The 16,109-nt window shown below is 51.0% G+C and carries 18 protein-coding genes; all 18 read right to left on the bottom strand.

The features are described 5' to 3' along the window. Positions 1 to 6: 6 nt before the first annotated feature. Complete coding sequence (gene nadD / locus NQU17_06320) at positions 7 to 744, bottom strand: nicotinate-nucleotide adenylyltransferase (protein ID UUM13168.1); 738 nt, start codon at positions 742 to 744, stop codon at positions 7 to 9. Then, complete coding sequence (gene yhbY, locus NQU17_06325; protein UUM13169.1) at positions 744 to 1,040, bottom strand: ribosome assembly RNA-binding protein YhbY; 297 nt, start codon at positions 1,038 to 1,040, stop codon at positions 744 to 746. The genes nadD and yhbY overlap by 1 nt, the downstream gene beginning before the upstream one ends. A gap of 5 nt (positions 1,041 to 1,045) precedes the next feature. Further along, positions 1,046 to 2,323, bottom strand: coding sequence for a GTPase ObgE (obgE, locus tag NQU17_06330; GenBank protein ID UUM13475.1), 1,278 nt, complete (start codon positions 2,321 to 2,323; stop codon positions 1,046 to 1,048). Positions 2,324 to 2,511: 188 nt separating this feature from the next. Continuing rightward, a complete protein-coding gene (gene rpmA / locus NQU17_06335; protein ID UUM13170.1) occupies positions 2,512 to 2,820 on the bottom strand; it encodes a 50S ribosomal protein L27 in 309 nt (102 codons plus the stop codon). A 4-nt stretch (positions 2,821 to 2,824) separates the two neighbouring features. Next, complete coding sequence (locus NQU17_06340; GenBank protein UUM13171.1) at positions 2,825 to 3,157, bottom strand: ribosomal-processing cysteine protease Prp; 333 nt, start codon at positions 3,155 to 3,157, stop codon at positions 2,825 to 2,827. A 3-nt stretch (positions 3,158 to 3,160) separates the two neighbouring features. After that, the gene (gene rplU, locus NQU17_06345) at positions 3,161 to 3,472 is read right to left on the bottom strand and encodes a 50S ribosomal protein L21 (GenBank protein ID UUM13172.1); all 312 of its coding nucleotides are present in this window, start codon (positions 3,470 to 3,472) and stop codon (positions 3,161 to 3,163) included. A 292-nt stretch (positions 3,473 to 3,764) separates the two neighbouring features. Continuing rightward, entirely contained in the window at positions 3,765 to 5,099 is a 1,335-nt protein-coding gene (locus NQU17_06350) for a ribonuclease E/G (protein UUM13173.1), read from the bottom strand. Next, on the bottom strand, positions 5,096 to 5,788 hold the full coding sequence (locus NQU17_06355; protein UUM13174.1) for a TIGR03936 family radical SAM-associated protein: 693 nt from the start codon (positions 5,786 to 5,788) through the stop codon (positions 5,096 to 5,098). The genes NQU17_06350 and NQU17_06355 overlap by 4 nt, the downstream gene beginning before the upstream one ends. Beyond that, a complete protein-coding gene (locus NQU17_06360; GenBank protein UUM13175.1) occupies positions 5,754 to 7,655 on the bottom strand; it encodes a TIGR03960 family B12-binding radical SAM protein in 1,902 nt (633 codons plus the stop codon). The genes NQU17_06355 and NQU17_06360 overlap by 35 nt, the downstream gene beginning before the upstream one ends. A 218-nt stretch (positions 7,656 to 7,873) precedes the next feature. Beyond that, positions 7,874 to 8,995, bottom strand: coding sequence for an FtsW/RodA/SpoVE family cell cycle protein (locus tag NQU17_06365; protein UUM13176.1), 1,122 nt, complete (start codon positions 8,993 to 8,995; stop codon positions 7,874 to 7,876). Between the two features lie 6 nt (positions 8,996 to 9,001). Continuing rightward, complete coding sequence (locus NQU17_06370) at positions 9,002 to 9,799, bottom strand: hypothetical protein (protein ID UUM13177.1); 798 nt, start codon at positions 9,797 to 9,799, stop codon at positions 9,002 to 9,004. A 102-nt stretch (positions 9,800 to 9,901) separates the two neighbouring features. Then, complete coding sequence (gene mreD / locus NQU17_06375; GenBank protein ID UUM13178.1) at positions 9,902 to 10,387, bottom strand: rod shape-determining protein MreD; 486 nt, start codon at positions 10,385 to 10,387, stop codon at positions 9,902 to 9,904. Then, entirely contained in the window at positions 10,387 to 11,235 is an 849-nt protein-coding gene (gene mreC, locus NQU17_06380) for a rod shape-determining protein MreC (GenBank protein UUM13179.1), read from the bottom strand. The genes mreD and mreC overlap by 1 nt, the downstream gene beginning before the upstream one ends. Next, complete coding sequence (locus tag NQU17_06385; protein UUM13180.1) at positions 11,232 to 12,278, bottom strand: rod shape-determining protein; 1,047 nt, start codon at positions 12,276 to 12,278, stop codon at positions 11,232 to 11,234. The genes mreC and NQU17_06385 overlap by 4 nt, the downstream gene beginning before the upstream one ends. A gap of 11 nt (positions 12,279 to 12,289) precedes the next feature. Further along, positions 12,290 to 12,970 carry a DNA repair protein RadC gene (radC, locus tag NQU17_06390; GenBank protein ID UUM13181.1) on the bottom strand — a complete coding sequence of 227 codons (681 nt, stop codon included), beginning with the start codon at positions 12,968 to 12,970 and terminating at the stop codon, positions 12,290 to 12,292. A gap of 36 nt (positions 12,971 to 13,006) precedes the next feature. After that, complete coding sequence (locus NQU17_06395; protein UUM13182.1) at positions 13,007 to 13,576, bottom strand: Maf family protein; 570 nt, start codon at positions 13,574 to 13,576, stop codon at positions 13,007 to 13,009. A 703-nt stretch (positions 13,577 to 14,279) separates the two neighbouring features. Beyond that, entirely contained in the window at positions 14,280 to 15,218 is a 939-nt protein-coding gene (locus NQU17_06400; protein UUM13183.1) for an aromatic acid exporter family protein, read from the bottom strand. Then, complete coding sequence (locus NQU17_06405) at positions 15,205 to 16,020, bottom strand: sulfurtransferase (GenBank protein UUM13184.1); 816 nt, start codon at positions 16,018 to 16,020, stop codon at positions 15,205 to 15,207. Before NQU17_06405 ends, NQU17_06400 begins: the two co-directional genes overlap by 14 nt. Positions 16,021 to 16,109 lie beyond the last annotated feature (89 nt).

Consider the following 16,109-nt stretch of genomic DNA (forward strand, 5'->3'; position numbering starts at 1 on the left):
GGATCATTACTCGTTGATTTCCGAGCCGGCTCCACCGGGTTCCCTTGGGATAGCTTCCCCAGCGGTCTCTGGAGTCTCTGCAGTCTCTGGAGTCTCTGGAGTCTCTTCAGTCAGTGCCGTCTCTTCGGCCACTTCGATCATTGGTTCTGCCGTCTGATACAGACCCTGCTCATGAATATACTGGTAGACAGCCGGATGCAGGAACGACCGGTGGGGGCGTCCCGACGCCACCCGCTGCCGAATGTCGGTCGAAGAAATCTCCAGCTCCAGGGAATCAATCAGCGTGACATGTCCGCCCTGGGACCGAATCCAGTCTGCTGAAGCCATGACTTCCTCACGGCGATGACCGGGTCGGTCAAAACAGACCAGGTGGGCTAGCCGCAGTATTGTTTCAGGCTGCTTCCAGCTTCTGAACTGAGCCATTGAATCCCCTCCCATGATGAAATAGAGCTCATCCTCGGGATACTGTTTCTTCAATCGGGTGAGGGTCAGCCAGGTGTAGCTGACCTGAGATTCTTTGATTTCCATATCACTGACTTCCAGCCGGTCATAGTCTCTGGTTGCCAGTTCTGCCATGGCCAGGCGGTGGCTGGCCTGGGTGACTCCGTCATCTTTATGGGGTGGATCCCCATTGGGAATCACCAGAAGCTGATCCAGATCCAGCAGCTCGGCACACTCTTCCATCAGATAGCAGTGAGCAACGTGGATAGGATCAAACGTTCCGCCGACGATGCCCCGCTTCATTAGGGCAGATCAATATGCCGGTTGGCCTTCTCTTTGGCCTGGCGATAGATCACCAGCTTGTTGCCAATGGCCTGAACTCCTTCGCAGCCCAATTTGGCGCAAATCTGTTCCGAAGCCTCCCGGGCTGTCATGTCAGCGCTTTCCAGCACGCTGATCTTAATCAGTTCCCTCTTTTCCAGGGCCTGTTCGACCTGGGTCAGAAAGTTAACTTCAATTCCGTTCTTGCCGATCTGGAAAATGGCATCAAGGCTGTTGGCCAGGCCGCGCAAATAGGCTCTTTGCTTTGTTGTAATCATGCTGTTTACCTCATAAACTCAAATTCAAAGTCCCGCATGCGTACCATATCTCCGTCCTGAATGCCACGGGCAATCAGGTCATCGATGACGCCTTTGTTGCGCAGAACTTTATGGAAATAGCGCATGTGATCGGGATTGTTGATGTTGGTTGAATCAAGAATTCGCTCCACGAAGGATCCGGATACAACATAAACGCCGTCTTCGTTGACCTCGATTTCGTAAGTGAAGTGCTTGTCCTCCGGAATGTACATGTCTTCGGGACCATAAAGATCCGGCTGGGGCGGCGTGATCGACAGAAGCTGAGCCGCGTCTTTCATGAGCGCTTCCAGTCCGATGCTGGCGCCGGCACTGATCAGGTGAATCCGGTCATAGCCTTTCGCCTTGACATACTCTTTGAATTCCTCGAACTGACTGTCCGCTTCCATCATGTCCGCTTTATTGGCGACCACGATCTGCGGGCGCGCAGCCAGAATCTCGGAATAACTTTTCAGCTCTTCATTAATCTTGTCAAAATCCTCAATCGGATTGCGGCCCTCGGATCCGGAAATATCCACGACGTGGATCAGGATTCGGGTCCGTTCGATGTGGCGTAAAAACTGCAGTCCCAGGCCAACGCCTTCACTGGCTCCCTCAATAATACCGGGGATGTCTGCAATCACAAAGGGTTCAATTCCCTTGAGGCTGACGACGCCGAGATTGGGCGACAAAGTCGTAAAATGATAATCGGCAATTTTGGGCTGAGCCTTTGAAACCATGGACAAAATCGTGCTTTTCCCGACATTGGGGAAACCGACCAGTCCGACATCTGCCAGAACCTTAAGTTCCAGGATGACTTCCATTTCTTCGCCAGGCATGCCGGGTTCGGCAAAATCTGGTGCCTGCCGGGTGGGCGTGGCAAACTTGGCATTGCCTTTTCCGCCTTTACCGCCTTTGAGCACCGTGATCCGCGTGCCGTGTTCTTTCATGTCCGCAATGATCTTCCCGGAGGTCTTTTCCTTCAGGACGGTACCCACCGGTACCTGAATGACAACATCGGCTCCGACTTTGCCATAGCATTTGGCTCCAGAGCCGTTCATGCCATTTTCGGCCACATATCTGCGCTTGTACTTGAGGTCCAGCAGAGTGGTCATTCCCTCGTTCGCTTCAAAGATAATGGAGCCGCCGCGACCGCCGTCACCGCCATCGGGTCCGCCGAGCGGGATGTATTTTTCTCTTCGGAACGAAATCGCTCCGTTTCCGCCATTGCCTGATTTCAAATAGACGCTGGTGTAATCAATAAACATATTCATTGTGATCAACCTTCCTTTACTCTTCATTATACTAAAGGAACACCCCTGCCACCGAGCCTGTCCCTGACTTTCTTAAATTATTCACCATTGGACGGCTCCGCGCGGACCAGGTTATGATCCAACGTGCCTGAAACAAAGAAAGACCTGCACAAGGCAGGTCTTTCTTTTCCCTGAAAAGCGCCCTACTGGACTGCTTCCTGTGTTTCCTGTTCTACTCTGGGATAAACACTGGCTTTCTTCTTATCTTTGCCAAGTCTCTCGAATCTCACGATGCCGTCAACCGTCGCAAATAAAGTGTCATCCTTGCCTCTGCCCACGTTGGTACCGGGATGGATCTTGGTGCCTCTCTGGCGAACCAGGATATTGCCGGCCAGTACGAACTGTCCGTCAGCAGACTTCACGCCAAGACGCTTGGATTCAGAATCACGTCCGTTCTTGGATGAACCTACTCCCTTTTTATGAGCAAAAAATTGCAGGTTAAGTATAAGCATTGTGTTACACCTCCTCTTCTATGAGTGTAATATTTTCTTCGTATTGTGTTTGAATTGCTAACAGTCCAAGTTTCAATGTCTCCATTAAGACCTGGGCTTTCGCCACATTTGCTTCAGCAGGATCCTTCAAACTGAATGAAAAATAACCGCCATCGGATGCCATGTCAAGATCCAGCGGGATCCCGAGCACGGTTTCTAATCCATTGTAAGTCATCATCAATTGAGCCGTCACTGCGCTGCAGACGATGTCCTGTCCGTGATCAGCATATCCGGCATGCCCTTCATAGGTAAACCCTGTGATGCCGCCGTCTGATCGTTTCATTGTGACAGTGATCATGGCCTATGCCTGGATCTGTTCAACTTGAAGCTTGGTATATGGCTGTCTGTGACCCTGTTTTCTTCTGTAATCTTTCTTAGCCTTATACTTGAAAACAATGATCTTCTTTGCTTTGTCCTGAGCTAACACTTTGCAAACAACTTTAGCTCCTTCAACGGTTGGTGAACCAACGGTAATCCCATTGTCACCGGCAATTGCCAGTACATCAGTCAATTCAACGGTTGAATCAACATCAGCAACCAACTTCTCAACGTAAATCACGTCGCCTTCGGAAACTTTGTACTGTTTGCCGCCTGTTTTTAATACAGCATACATAATCGGAAAAACACCTCCTCTTATCAGATACTCGCCATTCCGGTACACCTGAGTGTTTATAAACCGTTACTGTGCGGCCTTACCGAATAATATTATCACAACGCAATGCAGATGTCCAATATAATTTTCAGAACCTTCGATAGTTCCGAATTGCAGCTTAAAGTGAATGACTTTTTAAGCTAAGCCAACATAAATGTAGTTTCATTCTGGATGGTGTCTTTTCCCTCGACGGGGCCCTTCGGTCAGGGTTTGACCAGTCCGGAGGAAGGATTTTGCAGTAATCCCATCACGCTCAACTTAAGATTGGCACGACTTTGACCGTATCAACATCACGCCGAAATTCCCAGCGAATCTGATAGTCGGGATAATCCTGCGTGATCAGCTGCTCCAGGGCCTGGCGCTCCAGCGTATAGATCGGATCCAGTGTAATTTCAAACTGCTTCATAGACCATGCGGGATCATCCAGTTTGATTCGGATGAGTTTATATAGATACGTGGGAGAAACCGGCACTTTCCTTGTCCCTTCCCGAGAAAACAGAAACTGATTGACACTCTCCCCTCGGCGGCGGCGTGCAATCTGCATCAGTCCAAGCTCTGTCAGCGGGTAGGCTTTGGTCAGAGGACGCATTGATTCCGTCAGTTCGCTTGCAGTCTGCCACAGTCGCTGGGCGTCTGCTTCCCGTTCCATTGCCACAAAGTCAATCACAATGATTCCTGAGAGACTGCGCAGTTCGATCTGTTCCAGGGATGCTCGCAGAGCGGTCTGATTCAGCTCATAGGCACTCAGTCGATGGCCCTGACTGCCGCGGGCCGCGCTGTTGACATCAATGGCTGTCAGGGCTTCAGTCTCTTCAATGACCAGCGTTCCGCCCCCCGGCAAGGCTACAGTTTTATGCCGCAGGCGATCCACGGCCTGCTCCAGGCCGTGACTGGCGAAGAGGTGGACAAAGTCTGGATACTCTGTCACAACATAGCCCTGCTGGCGAAGCGACGCTGAAATAACAGGGTCGTTGGAGTGGATCATATCGACCCCATCCTGCAGCAGGTCTTCCAGGTATCCCAGATCGCGATAGAGGCGTCCGGGCACCAGGGTTTGCTCCGCCTGATCCAGGATCTGACGAAGGCGTTGGGCCACCCCCTGAACTCGCAGGTTGAGTTGATGCGGCTCAATGTTCAGAGAACCGCTGCGATAGAGGATGTGGAACCCCGGAACTTCCGGAGGGGCACCATGAATTCGCTCAAATTCGGAACGATCCAGATTCCGGGAGTAACTGTGTCCCCGCCCGGCCATCACCACCAGATCCCCATCGGTCAGGGAGACAGCCTCAGTAACCTTCGCGCCCTTTTTCCCAACCTGGGATCGGAGAATTTCTACGGGAAGCCGGTCGCCCACATGATACTTGCCCAACGCCTTGGGAGAACGCACATAAAGGTAGGCATTGCGGCCGGTGCCCAGATCGACAAACACGGCAGACTGAGCGGATGATACATTCTTAATGGTGGCCTGATAGATGTCCCCTTCCAGCGGCTGTTGGGGATCCTTCAGCACCCGAAGAGCCTTCATGGCCCCCTCCTGAGTCAGGGCGATCCGTAAAAAGCCGTCGCGCTCGATGAAAAGCTGCCTCATCGGACATCTCCCAGGGATAGATACTGACCGTCCTTGTTCGTGTACATTTCCAGACGTTTCAGATGAATAAACCGATCCGGCGACAGACCCTCTGTATTTTCCCGCAGGTACTGAATCAGGTGATCCAGATTCAGGTGATTCCTGCTTCCGGCCATGGTCATGACCGTCAGCACCGTGAACCCCTGATCCCACGTGACCTCTGCTCCGGGCAGGATCATCGGCCGCAGATCCTTTTCCTTTTCGATCCCTTTTTTATTTCTGGTCAGAACCGTCAGAGGTCCCGTCTCTTCAATAATCTGTTTGAGACGTTCCGCAAACGCTTCGGTCGATGGCATCCGGATCTGGGTCTTCACCGCGTCGAGCAGTGCCATGGGGGCCGGTGTCCACGGTTCAACCTGGATGACCTTGGGGTAATGGATCCCTTCCGGCGCGCATGCGTTCAGCGCATCCTGAACCGCCCCGGCTTCCGGAGCATCCAGCAGCTCAACGGTGATGTACTCCGCGTCGGATGACATTCCTACAGACAACGGCTGAGCCGAAGACATCAGCATATGGGGGTTGAAGCCTTTGGAGAATGCCATTTTCAGTCCGGAGCGCGACAGATTGCGCTGCAAAGCCTTTTGCAGGTCCAGATGACCGACAAATTTAATGGAATCAGCTTTGGTGTGCTGAATGAAGTAAACTGCCATTGAAGCAAATCCCCCTTCCGTAAGTCTCATTAATGCCGCACAGCGTGCAGCCATCGCGGCAGTCCCGTGTCGTAATGGCCGCTTTGGCCTTTTCATTTTCCGCGATGAGATATTCTTTTTTCACTCCGATATCGACGAAATCCCATGGCAGCACCTCATCGTAGGAGCGTTCCCGGAATGCGTAGAAATCTACGTCCAAGCCCGTCTGGTCAATGGCCTGATTCCAAGCCTCGAGATTGAACAACTCTGTCCAGCCATCCATTTTCGCACCAAGTTCAAATGCTCTCAGGATCAGATCGGAAACCCTGCGATCTCCTCTGGATACGACAGCTTCCAGACGGGAGAGTTCGGATTCATGCCAGGAAAACTGAATTGCCCGGGTCTTGAGGTGATGTTTGATTTCGTAGACCTTCTCCAGTACCCGTTCTCTTGATTCCTGCGGAGCCCACTGGAACGGCGTAAAAGGTTTGGGGATGAAGATACTGGTCGACAGATTGACCTTCAGCCCTTTTTGCCGCTGTTCTTTGGGAACCGCGTAATACTGACCGACAATCTTCTCCGCCAGTTCGGCGATGGCAATGGCATCTTCCGTTGTTTCATAGGGCAGACCGATCATGGTATAGAGCTTGATGGTGGACCAGCCCATGGAAAAGGCGCTGTAGGTCGCCTTGAGGATATCTTCTTCGGTTACATTTTTGTTGATAATGTCCCTCATTCTCTGGGAACCGGCCTCCGGCGCGAACGTCAGGCCGGTCTTGCGGATTTTCTGTATTTCATTGATCAGCTCCACGCCAAAGGCATCCACGCGAATGGATGGCAGCGAGACAGCGATTTTCTCATCCTGATATTTATCCACCAGCTGAGTGATCAGCCGTTCGATGTCCGAATAATCACACGTCGACAAACTGGTCAGGGAAATTTCTTCATAGCCCGTCTGTCGGATCAGTTCATCAGCCAGGGCCAGAATCGTATCGGATCGTTTTTCCCGTACCGGTCGATAAATCATGCCCGCCATGCAGAAACGACAGCCTCTGGTACAGCCGCGGAATGTTTCCACCATGATCCGGTCATGGGTTGGCTCGCAGTAAGGAACGATGATCTGATCAGGAAATGAGACGGCGTCGAAATCCCGGATCAGCTGTTTTTGAACATGATCCGGTGCTTTGTCCCACAGCTTCACTCGCTGCTTAATCGTCCCGTCTTCCTGATAGGTCACATCATAGAAGCTCGGTACATACACTCCAGGTACCTGGGCCAGGGCTTGGAGAGTTTCCCGGCGGGTCGCGCCGTTCTCCTTGGCCTGACGACAGACCGACAGAACCTCATCCATCATGAATTCACCCTCACCGATTTCAAAGAAGTCAATGAACTGATGCAGCGGCTCCGGATTGGAAGCACACGGTCCTCCGGCCATGACCAGAGGGTCCTGTTCACCCCGCTCGGCTGATTTCAGCGGAATTCCCGAAAGTTCCAGCATATTCAGGATATTGGTATAGCTCATCTCGTACTGGAGCGTGAATCCGACCAGATCAAACTCCTGAAGACAGGTGCCGGTTTCCAGTGTTGACAGGGCGATGCCTTCCTCCCGCATGATCGCTTCCAGATCCGGATTGGGGCAGAACGCCCGCTCACAGTAAGTATCGGGGCGGGCATTCATCGTGTGATACAGAATCCTTGATCCGAGATGGCTCATCCCGACCTCGTACAGATCCGGGAAGCAGAACGCAAAGCGAAGGTTTACCGTCTGCGGGTCTTTCCGGATCATATTCAGTTCACCGCCCGTGTAGCGGGCGGGTTTCTCCACCCGGAACAGGACATCATCGTCCAGCTTCCGGCTGGGATTTATTGTGAATTTCTTTTTCTCCAATGTGTTCTTCCTTATCTCTTTCTATTTTTCGAATCACTAAAACAGCAGGTCCGTCCATCCCTCGGGGATTTCTGCGGCACCAAACTTTTCCGCATTGCTGTCCGCCAGGAACAGCAGTGAATCATTCTATTTTAGCATATCAGGCAGGAATTGAAAAAAGGGACTTCCCGCAAAAGAAATCCCTCGGTTGATGAAATTGACTGATCCCGCGTGAATGATCAGCGCAGAAGCGGGCGAGGCGCGCGGCGGCGGCGGTTTACATTAAGTACCACGCCCAGCGCCATCATATTGGTCAGAAGCGACGAACCGCCATAGGACACATAGGGCAGGGTGATTCCGGAGATCGGCATTATGCCAATCGTCATGCCGATATTCTGCAGAATGGAAAATAGCAGCAGTCCGAACATTCCCGCAGCAATGGACCGGGAGAAAATATCCGGGGACTTGCGGGCTATGACAATCAGCCGCCAGAGGACCAGGGCAAAGGCGGCCAGCAGAGCCATGGCTCCGGCAAATCCAAAGTTTTCACCGATGACCGCGAAAATAAAGTCGGTAAAGTTGACCGGGATCCAGTTGTAGTATCCCGGGTCCTCTGCTCCCATCATCTGTCCCGAACCAATGGAGATCCGGGCTGTATCGAGCTGGAAGGTATCATATCCGGAGGCATCTCCGGAGAGTGCGATAAACGCATAAATTCGGCTTCTCCAATGATCCGGAATAATGCTGGTGGACAGAGCACCGACAATTGCCGCCAGCAGCAGGGCGAATCCCCCGAAGATGACGCGGAGCTTCAGTCCCATGATAAAAACGATGGACAAAACGATAAAGAACGACACCATGGTCAGGCCCATTTCCGGCTGAAGCATCATCAGGAACATCGGAAGCAAGGCGTATCCGACGACCAGGAGGAAATTCTTCGGTTCATTGATCTTTCCCTTGATATCCTCCATATTCTTGGCGGTGATCAAAAGAATCGACAATTTCGCCAGTTCTGCTGGCTGGATCGAGATCGGCCCCAGCTGAAACCATCCGGAGGCGCCGCCTCTGGATTCGGTAAACAGCACGGAGATCAGCAGCAGATTGATGAACCAGTAAAAGTATGGAATCAGCGGGATTACCCGCTTGTAGTCCAAGGCATAAATGATGAAGAGCACGACCAGGCTTACGGCCAGAAAGATCAGCTGCAGCCGAACGTATCGAGTGCCGTAATTTGCCTGGGTGGAAATAAAGATATTCCGGATTCCGAAAGCCACAATGCCCATTACCGTAAAGAACAGGATAAAATCCAGGTAAAGCAGATCGCGCAATCGAAAGTGGAATAATCGTCGAATGAAACTCATGAATTGCTATCTTCCTTTCCCGAAATTCTTGAAAAATCGTCTGATGTTTGAGAGAACTCCGGATCCCGCCTGCTCAGTCTCAACTGGAGCAGCCGTCCCTTCCGGCAGTTCCGGATTTTCTTCTTCTATGGTGGTGTCAACGTCCTCATCCGAATCAGCTGCCTGCTCCTCAATTCGCTCATTGATTTGCTCCAGGTTGGTTTGCACTGACTGATCCAACTCTGCCAGATTCCCCCGATTCATCTGAATACGAAGCGCAGGATTCCATGGGATTGCCCCAAGATAGTCTTCCTCCACCAGATCAAATACTTCGTCCAGGTCTGCCAGGTCTGCCGCATCAGCCTCTTGCAGATGGCTGATGACAAAGCGGCAGCGAATACCGGCCTGCCGAAGGCGCCCCAGGAGACGATCTGCCGACCGCAGAACTTGATTGTCCTGGGTCAGAACAACAATCACTTCCATTGGATTACCGGCCAGAAAATGAATGGCGTCTTCTGTTGGAACCCCCCAGTCGATGATCAGGTCCTGATGCTCGATCCCCAGAAACGGGGGCAGCTGCGCTTGGATTTCCTCTGCTTCCAGACGGATCCGGCGGCAGTTTTCAGCCCATGCTACGGCCTGTTCGGTCAGGTTCTCCGCGGATTCCGGCATCAGATGGTCTGTTGCCGTATAGATGTCAAGGGAAGGGTCTGGCGCGGCATCCACCAGGATCATCGGACGATACAATGAGCGAACGTTTGCCAGGAGGACTGCCAGGGTACTGGAGCCGACGCCCCCTTTGGGTGCCAGGATCGAAATATTCATAATGAGCTCCTTTGTATCGTACACTGCGTCATCACACATGATGCCCAGGTATGGCTTCTATCATCGGTGGTTCGGGAAAAAGAAAAACTGCTTGCGCAGTCTTCAAGTCAGCCTGGTTTTCCGCACATTAACCAGGTACAGGCGTCGGATCACCAGGAGGAACGGAAGTCCCAGAACCAGCACCATCAGACTCAGGAGCGGGATTGGGCGAAAGGTCTGAGGCAATCCGGTCAGAGCATTGATTCCATAATGAAGCGTATACCGCAGAAATGCAGCTCCCGCCATCACCACTGCCATCAGTAAATTTTTCTCCTGACGCAAATAGGATTTCCCCATATGCATGCCCAGGAAGACATACAGGTTCAAAAGCATATTCAAGCCAAACAGGTGGGTGGAATAAAGGTCTCCCAGAAAACCTGTGACCAGTGCCATGAAGATGGCATCCCATTCATCTCCCACAACAGCCATGGCCAGTCCAAAGGTAAACGTCAGAGGCAGTGCTACTCCGTTCCAGCGGAATCGGGCCAGCTGAGTTTCCAGAAAAAACAACAGGATCGTAACTAATAAGAGTTTAAATTTTTTCCGCATCAGTATGTCAGATCCTCCATGTTCTGGGGCAGCACAATATAGAATTGCTCTGTACCGTTAAATTGGACCACCGGTCGGACCACGGCGGTTTTCATCAGTTTTCCCCGGTCCTCCGCAACGGATTCAATCTTGCCTACGTAGATGTCCGGCGGGTAATACCCGCCGATTCCGGAAGTGACAATGTCATCTCCCGGTTTGATCGCTGATTCGAGGGACATTTCAGTCAGAATCGCCATATTGGATCGCCCCAGAATGGATGTACCGGACAACATTCCTTCAAATTCGCGGGACCCGGCTGAGATGACCGATACTTTCACATTCTCCGAAGAGATAGTTTCCAACAGGGAATGGTGGTCAAACACTTCCGTGATCTGTCCTGCCAGTCCTTCATAGGTGATCACGACCATGCCTTTGCGAATTCCGTCCTTCGTACCCTTGTCCAGGGTGTACGAAGGTGAAAGCGGCGAGAGCGAACGGTTGATGACATTTGTACCGATGTACTGATACTGGCTGTGGCGGTCCTTGAACTGAAACATGGCTTTCAGTTCAATATTCTCTTTCTGAATCTGGTCAAACTGACGAATCTTGGACTCCGTTTCAGCCAGCTTTTGCTTCAGTGATTCATTTTCCTGACGGACCTCCTGAAAGTGAAAATAAAAGTCGATGAACTCTTCCACTTTGATATTGGCCATGTAGCCGATCCGCTGAACCGGGTTCAGAACCAGTCCGGCCGTTCCGGAAACCGGACCATGACTTTTGGTCAGTTCCGAATAGGCCATAAGGGCACATAAGAGGACCGTGATCACCGCTGTCGCGATGACTAATTTCGGTTTCTTGAATTTTCTCATTTGAGGTTTCGCACCAGATCGTCAAAGCGGTTCAGCGCGATTCCCGCCCCCACCACGACGCAATCCAACGGATGATCCGCGATGAAGACAGGCATCTTGGTTTCCTTGGAAATCAAGGTGTCGATGCCACGCAGCAGCGCGCCTCCGCCGGTGATGGTGATTCCGCGGTCCATGATGTCGGCAGACAGTTCCGGCGGTGTCTTTTCCAGGGTTGTAACAATGGCTTCAACGATGGTCGAGACCGGATATTCCAGGGCTTTCGCTACATCCCCTTCCGTAACTGTTATATCTTTGGGCAGGCCAGTATCCAGATCACGGCCTTTCACTTTCATGGATTTCTCGTAATCGAGCTCCGTATAGTTATGGTCGTCTTCCTCTTCTTCAAACTTATAGGCGGTACCCAGGTTGATTTTGATGTCTTCTGCCGTACGCTCTCCAATCAGAAGATTGTACTGCTTGCGAACATAGGAAATGATTGCCTCATCGAGCTCTTCCCCGCCGATCCGGAGCGACCTGGAAATAACAATGCCGCCTAAGGAAATTACGGCCACTTCCGTTGTACCTCCCCCCAGATCCACTACCATGGTTCCCAGCGGATCAAAGACCGGGAGTCCGGCTCCCATGGCCGCGCACAGCGCGGACTCCATGAGCAGGACATCTTCCCCTACCGATTCCTCCACCGCGCGCATCAGGGCGGAACGCTCCACCTGAGTCACGCCGGCGGGATGGGAGACAATGGCCCGGGGATTGGTAAACGCTGTTTTGGCTACAGACTTTTTAACCAGATACCGCAGCAGTTCACAGGTTCGGTCAAACTCCGCTACAACTCCGTCTTTAATCGGCCGCACTGCAATCATATTGCCGGGAGTCCGGCCGATCATCTTGCGGGCTTCTTCTCCGACAGATTCCACCTGGTCCAGTTCCGTATTGTAACACACTACGGTGGGCTCACGAAACACGATGCCCTTTTCCTTGACGTAAACCAGGGAATTGGTCGTCCCCAGGTCAATTGCTAATTCACTGTTTTTCTTGAAAAATTTCATCGAATGCTCCTCTAAAAGTAACCTTTCTCCTTCAGGCTGATGAATCGACCGTCTCCGATGATCAGGTGGTCCAGCAGCTCGATTCCAACGATTTTTCCGGCTTCTTTTACTCTTCTGGTTGAATTGATATCATCCCCCGAAGGAGTGGGATCTCCTGAGGGGTGATTATGGATCAATATAATGCTGGCTGCGCTGCGGCGGATCGCATCCCGGAATATGTCCCTGGGATGAACGATGGATGAGGACAAGGTCCCCACCGAAGCATCCACTGCAGCCGTCACTATATTCTTGGTATTGAGAATCAGGACCTTAAGAATTTCTTTTTTGAGGTCCCTCATTTCGTTCATGACAAGGTCAGCCGCATCCTTCGGACTGCTGACCCGATACTCATCGCCGGAGCGAAAATTGCGGTAACGCTTGGCCAGTTCTGCCACAGCCAGGATCTGTGTTGCTTTGACTGCTTTGATCCCACTGTGCTGAGTCAGCTCGTATAAGTCCGCTTCCAGCACGCCGTTCAGTCCGCCAAAATCCTTTAACAGACGAGCCGACAAATTGAGGATACCGTCCCGGGCGGTTCCGGTACGCAAAATCACTGCCAGCAGTTCGGCATTGGACAAAGACTGTGCCCCATATTTTTCCAGTCGTTCCTGCGGTCTCTCCTGCGCAGGCAGGTCTCTGACACGTTGTTCCATCGAAATCTCCTGATTGATTGAGATTTCCCCAGTATCTTAAATTACACCCAGCTTTCTGAATTCTTTATACAGCCGGGCCACGGGCAATCCTACGACGGTGTAGAAATCTCCCTCGATAAAATCAATGAACGGCGCAGCTGCGCCCTGTATGGCATAGGCTCCCGCTTTTCCCCGAAAGTCACCCTGTTCCAGATAGGATTCGATTTCTCCGTCCGTCATCGGCGCGAAACAAACCCTGGTTGCGACCTGATCGATAACCTTGATCTCCTGGGTTGGGTTGAGAATAGCAAAGGCTGTCATGACCTCATGGACCCGTCCCTGAAGCCGCTGAATCATTTCCCTGGCTTCTGCCCGATCTTGTGGTTTATTCAGGATCAGCCCATCAATCACTACAATGGTATCGGAGCCAAGAATCAGATCATCCGGGTATTTTTCAGAGACAGTTCTGGCTTTCTGATAGGCCAGTTCCTTGCAGTAATGAATTGGATCTCCGTTGAAAGAGACCTCCCTTTCCTGAAAATCTGATGGGATTACGAGATAATCATCCGTCAAATATTTCATCAGTTCCAAACGCCTTGGAGACTCAGATGCCAAAATGATATTCATGAAAGATTCCTTAACTACTTGATTATTTGAGTGCAATCACTCTTATACATCTTACCATTGGCATTATTTAGGTTCAACAGTTCCCGGGAACCGTCGGGAAATTAACCTGATCCATTTCATCAGCCACTCCCATGCCTAACCCCCTTCATTATGACCTTGAAGAACCGCTTCCATACATTACCCCCATCACTCAGGAGGAGAAAGACTGCATCAGCTCTGTTTCCGACCAGGGCACTTAATTCAATGGGAGGATCGTTCTGTCGCAGTACTGTATTCCATTAGAATGTGTATTTTGCACGACACCATATACTCTTCATCTCAGTCGATTCACCTGATCTGAGCATATGCTCTTCATCTCTCTCCTGATACGAGCATTTCCTCATGCTTTTCGGTTTTACTCCTGTTCCTCTTTTCTCACCAGGTTTTCTTTTTTCCACCCCAGCTTGGTTATGCTCCAGCTCTGAATATTTTCTCCTAACCAGCGTTTTTACTCCTCCGGTGAGGATGTGCTTTCAATGGACTGATCTATTGCATCTGCTGGTATCCTCACCAAAAGCAAAGCAATGCATAACGAGCCGTTACGCATTGCTTTGAAAATTCAGGTTTCTGCTGAGACAAACCCCTTCCTGTATCTGAACTGAGCGCAAATTTCTGCTCAGGCGTTGAAATGTATGAGTTCATGCCTGAAATCGACGGTCTGGCTTTATCGGTTTTTCGCCGGCAATTCGCTCAGTTGCTGCTCATAGGCTTTAATTTCCTTTAAATTGCTGATGAGCCGATCCAGCGTGTAATTGTAAATCACTTCGTTACGAGTAATGTCCTCTTCGTTCCACTCTGCTTCCAGGACTTCTTCATGTCCGAACAGATCCGTCAACTGCTTCTGATTGGCGTCTGTGACACGCATCTCTTTGCCCATCAACGCGAGATTCTCAGAGTAGATGTAGATCTTCTGGTAAGTCGACAACAGTTTTTTATAAACTGCCAGGCGCTTGTCCTCGATACTTTTGACAATGCCCAGTTCAGTGGCCGCTGTCTGTACATCGCTGGCCAGTTGCTGGACCTCGGATCGATAATCTTCCAGATTATCGGCAACACCGTACAAATAGATTTTCTCCACCATAGCCAGCGTATTATCGTATAGCAGCTGTTCCTGCCGGCGAATCCGCTTGGCGGCGCGAGGCGGAAAGATCAGCAGATTCACGATCAGAGCCAAGGCAACGGCGAGAATCGTGTCCCTGAGTCGAATGTAAGTGAAGAAATAAGGGTTTTGTCCCGCATAGCCGTTCAGGAGGATCAGGATTGTCACACTGCCGGATATCCCGATGGAACCGGTCTGCCCCAGGCGATTGGCTACGATGATCAGGAGCATCACTGACAGGGCAGCCGATACAGGCAAAGGCAAACCAGACGAATATAACAGGATGGCGCTGAAAGCTCCTATAATAGTGGCCGCCACTCGCTTCATTCCGATTTCGAAGGAGGAAGCAACCGAGCTTTCCAGGGCAATCACAGCGGTGAACAGAAGAACAAATTGATCTTGCGGATTAATCGCCTGAGCCACCAATCCGGCCAAAAATACGGTCAACCCCGTTTTCAGAGTTCGCATCCCGATATACTGCATCATGAATTTACTCCACTTCATTCCCTTTCTTCAGCCATTGGCTGTAGGAACCGACATATAATCTGGGCTTCAGGCCAATTTCTTCCAATGCGATATAGTTCGCACAGGCCGTTACGCCAGAACCGCAGGAAACGATGATGTCTGACTTGCCTTTCAGTCCGGCAAATCGTTCTTCCAGTTCCTGACCAGACCTCAGCCGCCCATGTTCATCATAATTATCCATATAAAAATAATTGACTGCCCCTGGAATATGTCCCGCTTTATCATAAAGCGGCTCGACTTCCCCGCGATATCTCTCGGGGGCTCTGGAGTCAATCAGGATCTGTCCATCTTTCGGTGACTCAGCATAGGTCTTGATTTCCTCATAGTCAGCAACCATTATTGAGGTTTCCGACAAATCAATCCAGCTCTTTTGAGCAGTCGGTATCTCTGTAGATGTCGCAACTCCCGCCTCTTTCGCGGCTGCAAAGCCCCCGTTCAGCACAAAGACATTTTCCAGTCCATAATACTTTAATACAAACCAGCCCCTGGCTGCTGTAAAATTGCTTCCCTCATCATACACCACAAGGATTGAGTCATTGGACGCGCCAATTTCCTGAAGTCTGGCTTTCAGGGAACTCTGCTCAGGAAGTGGATGATTCCCGGTATCCGGAGTCACAGGGCCGGATAAGTCCTCTTCCAAACTAAGATAAAAGGCATTTTCAAGATGCTCCGTTTCATACGCGTTTCTTCCATAGTTAGGATCCTGCAGATCCTGTCGAACATCGATCAGAATTACTTGCTCCAACTGTTCAAGATCTTCCGGATTAATAAAATTTTTCATGATGGCTCCTCACATAGTAATTTTCTCTGTAGTCCTACCTTACCAAATTACGGGGTAAATTTCGACAAAAAGCGAAGACAGCGGCGGGA

This window comes from Clostridiaceae bacterium HFYG-1003 (assembly GCA_024579835.1).
Classification (GTDB): Bacteria; Bacillota; Clostridia; order Clostridiales; family Clostridiaceae; genus JG1575.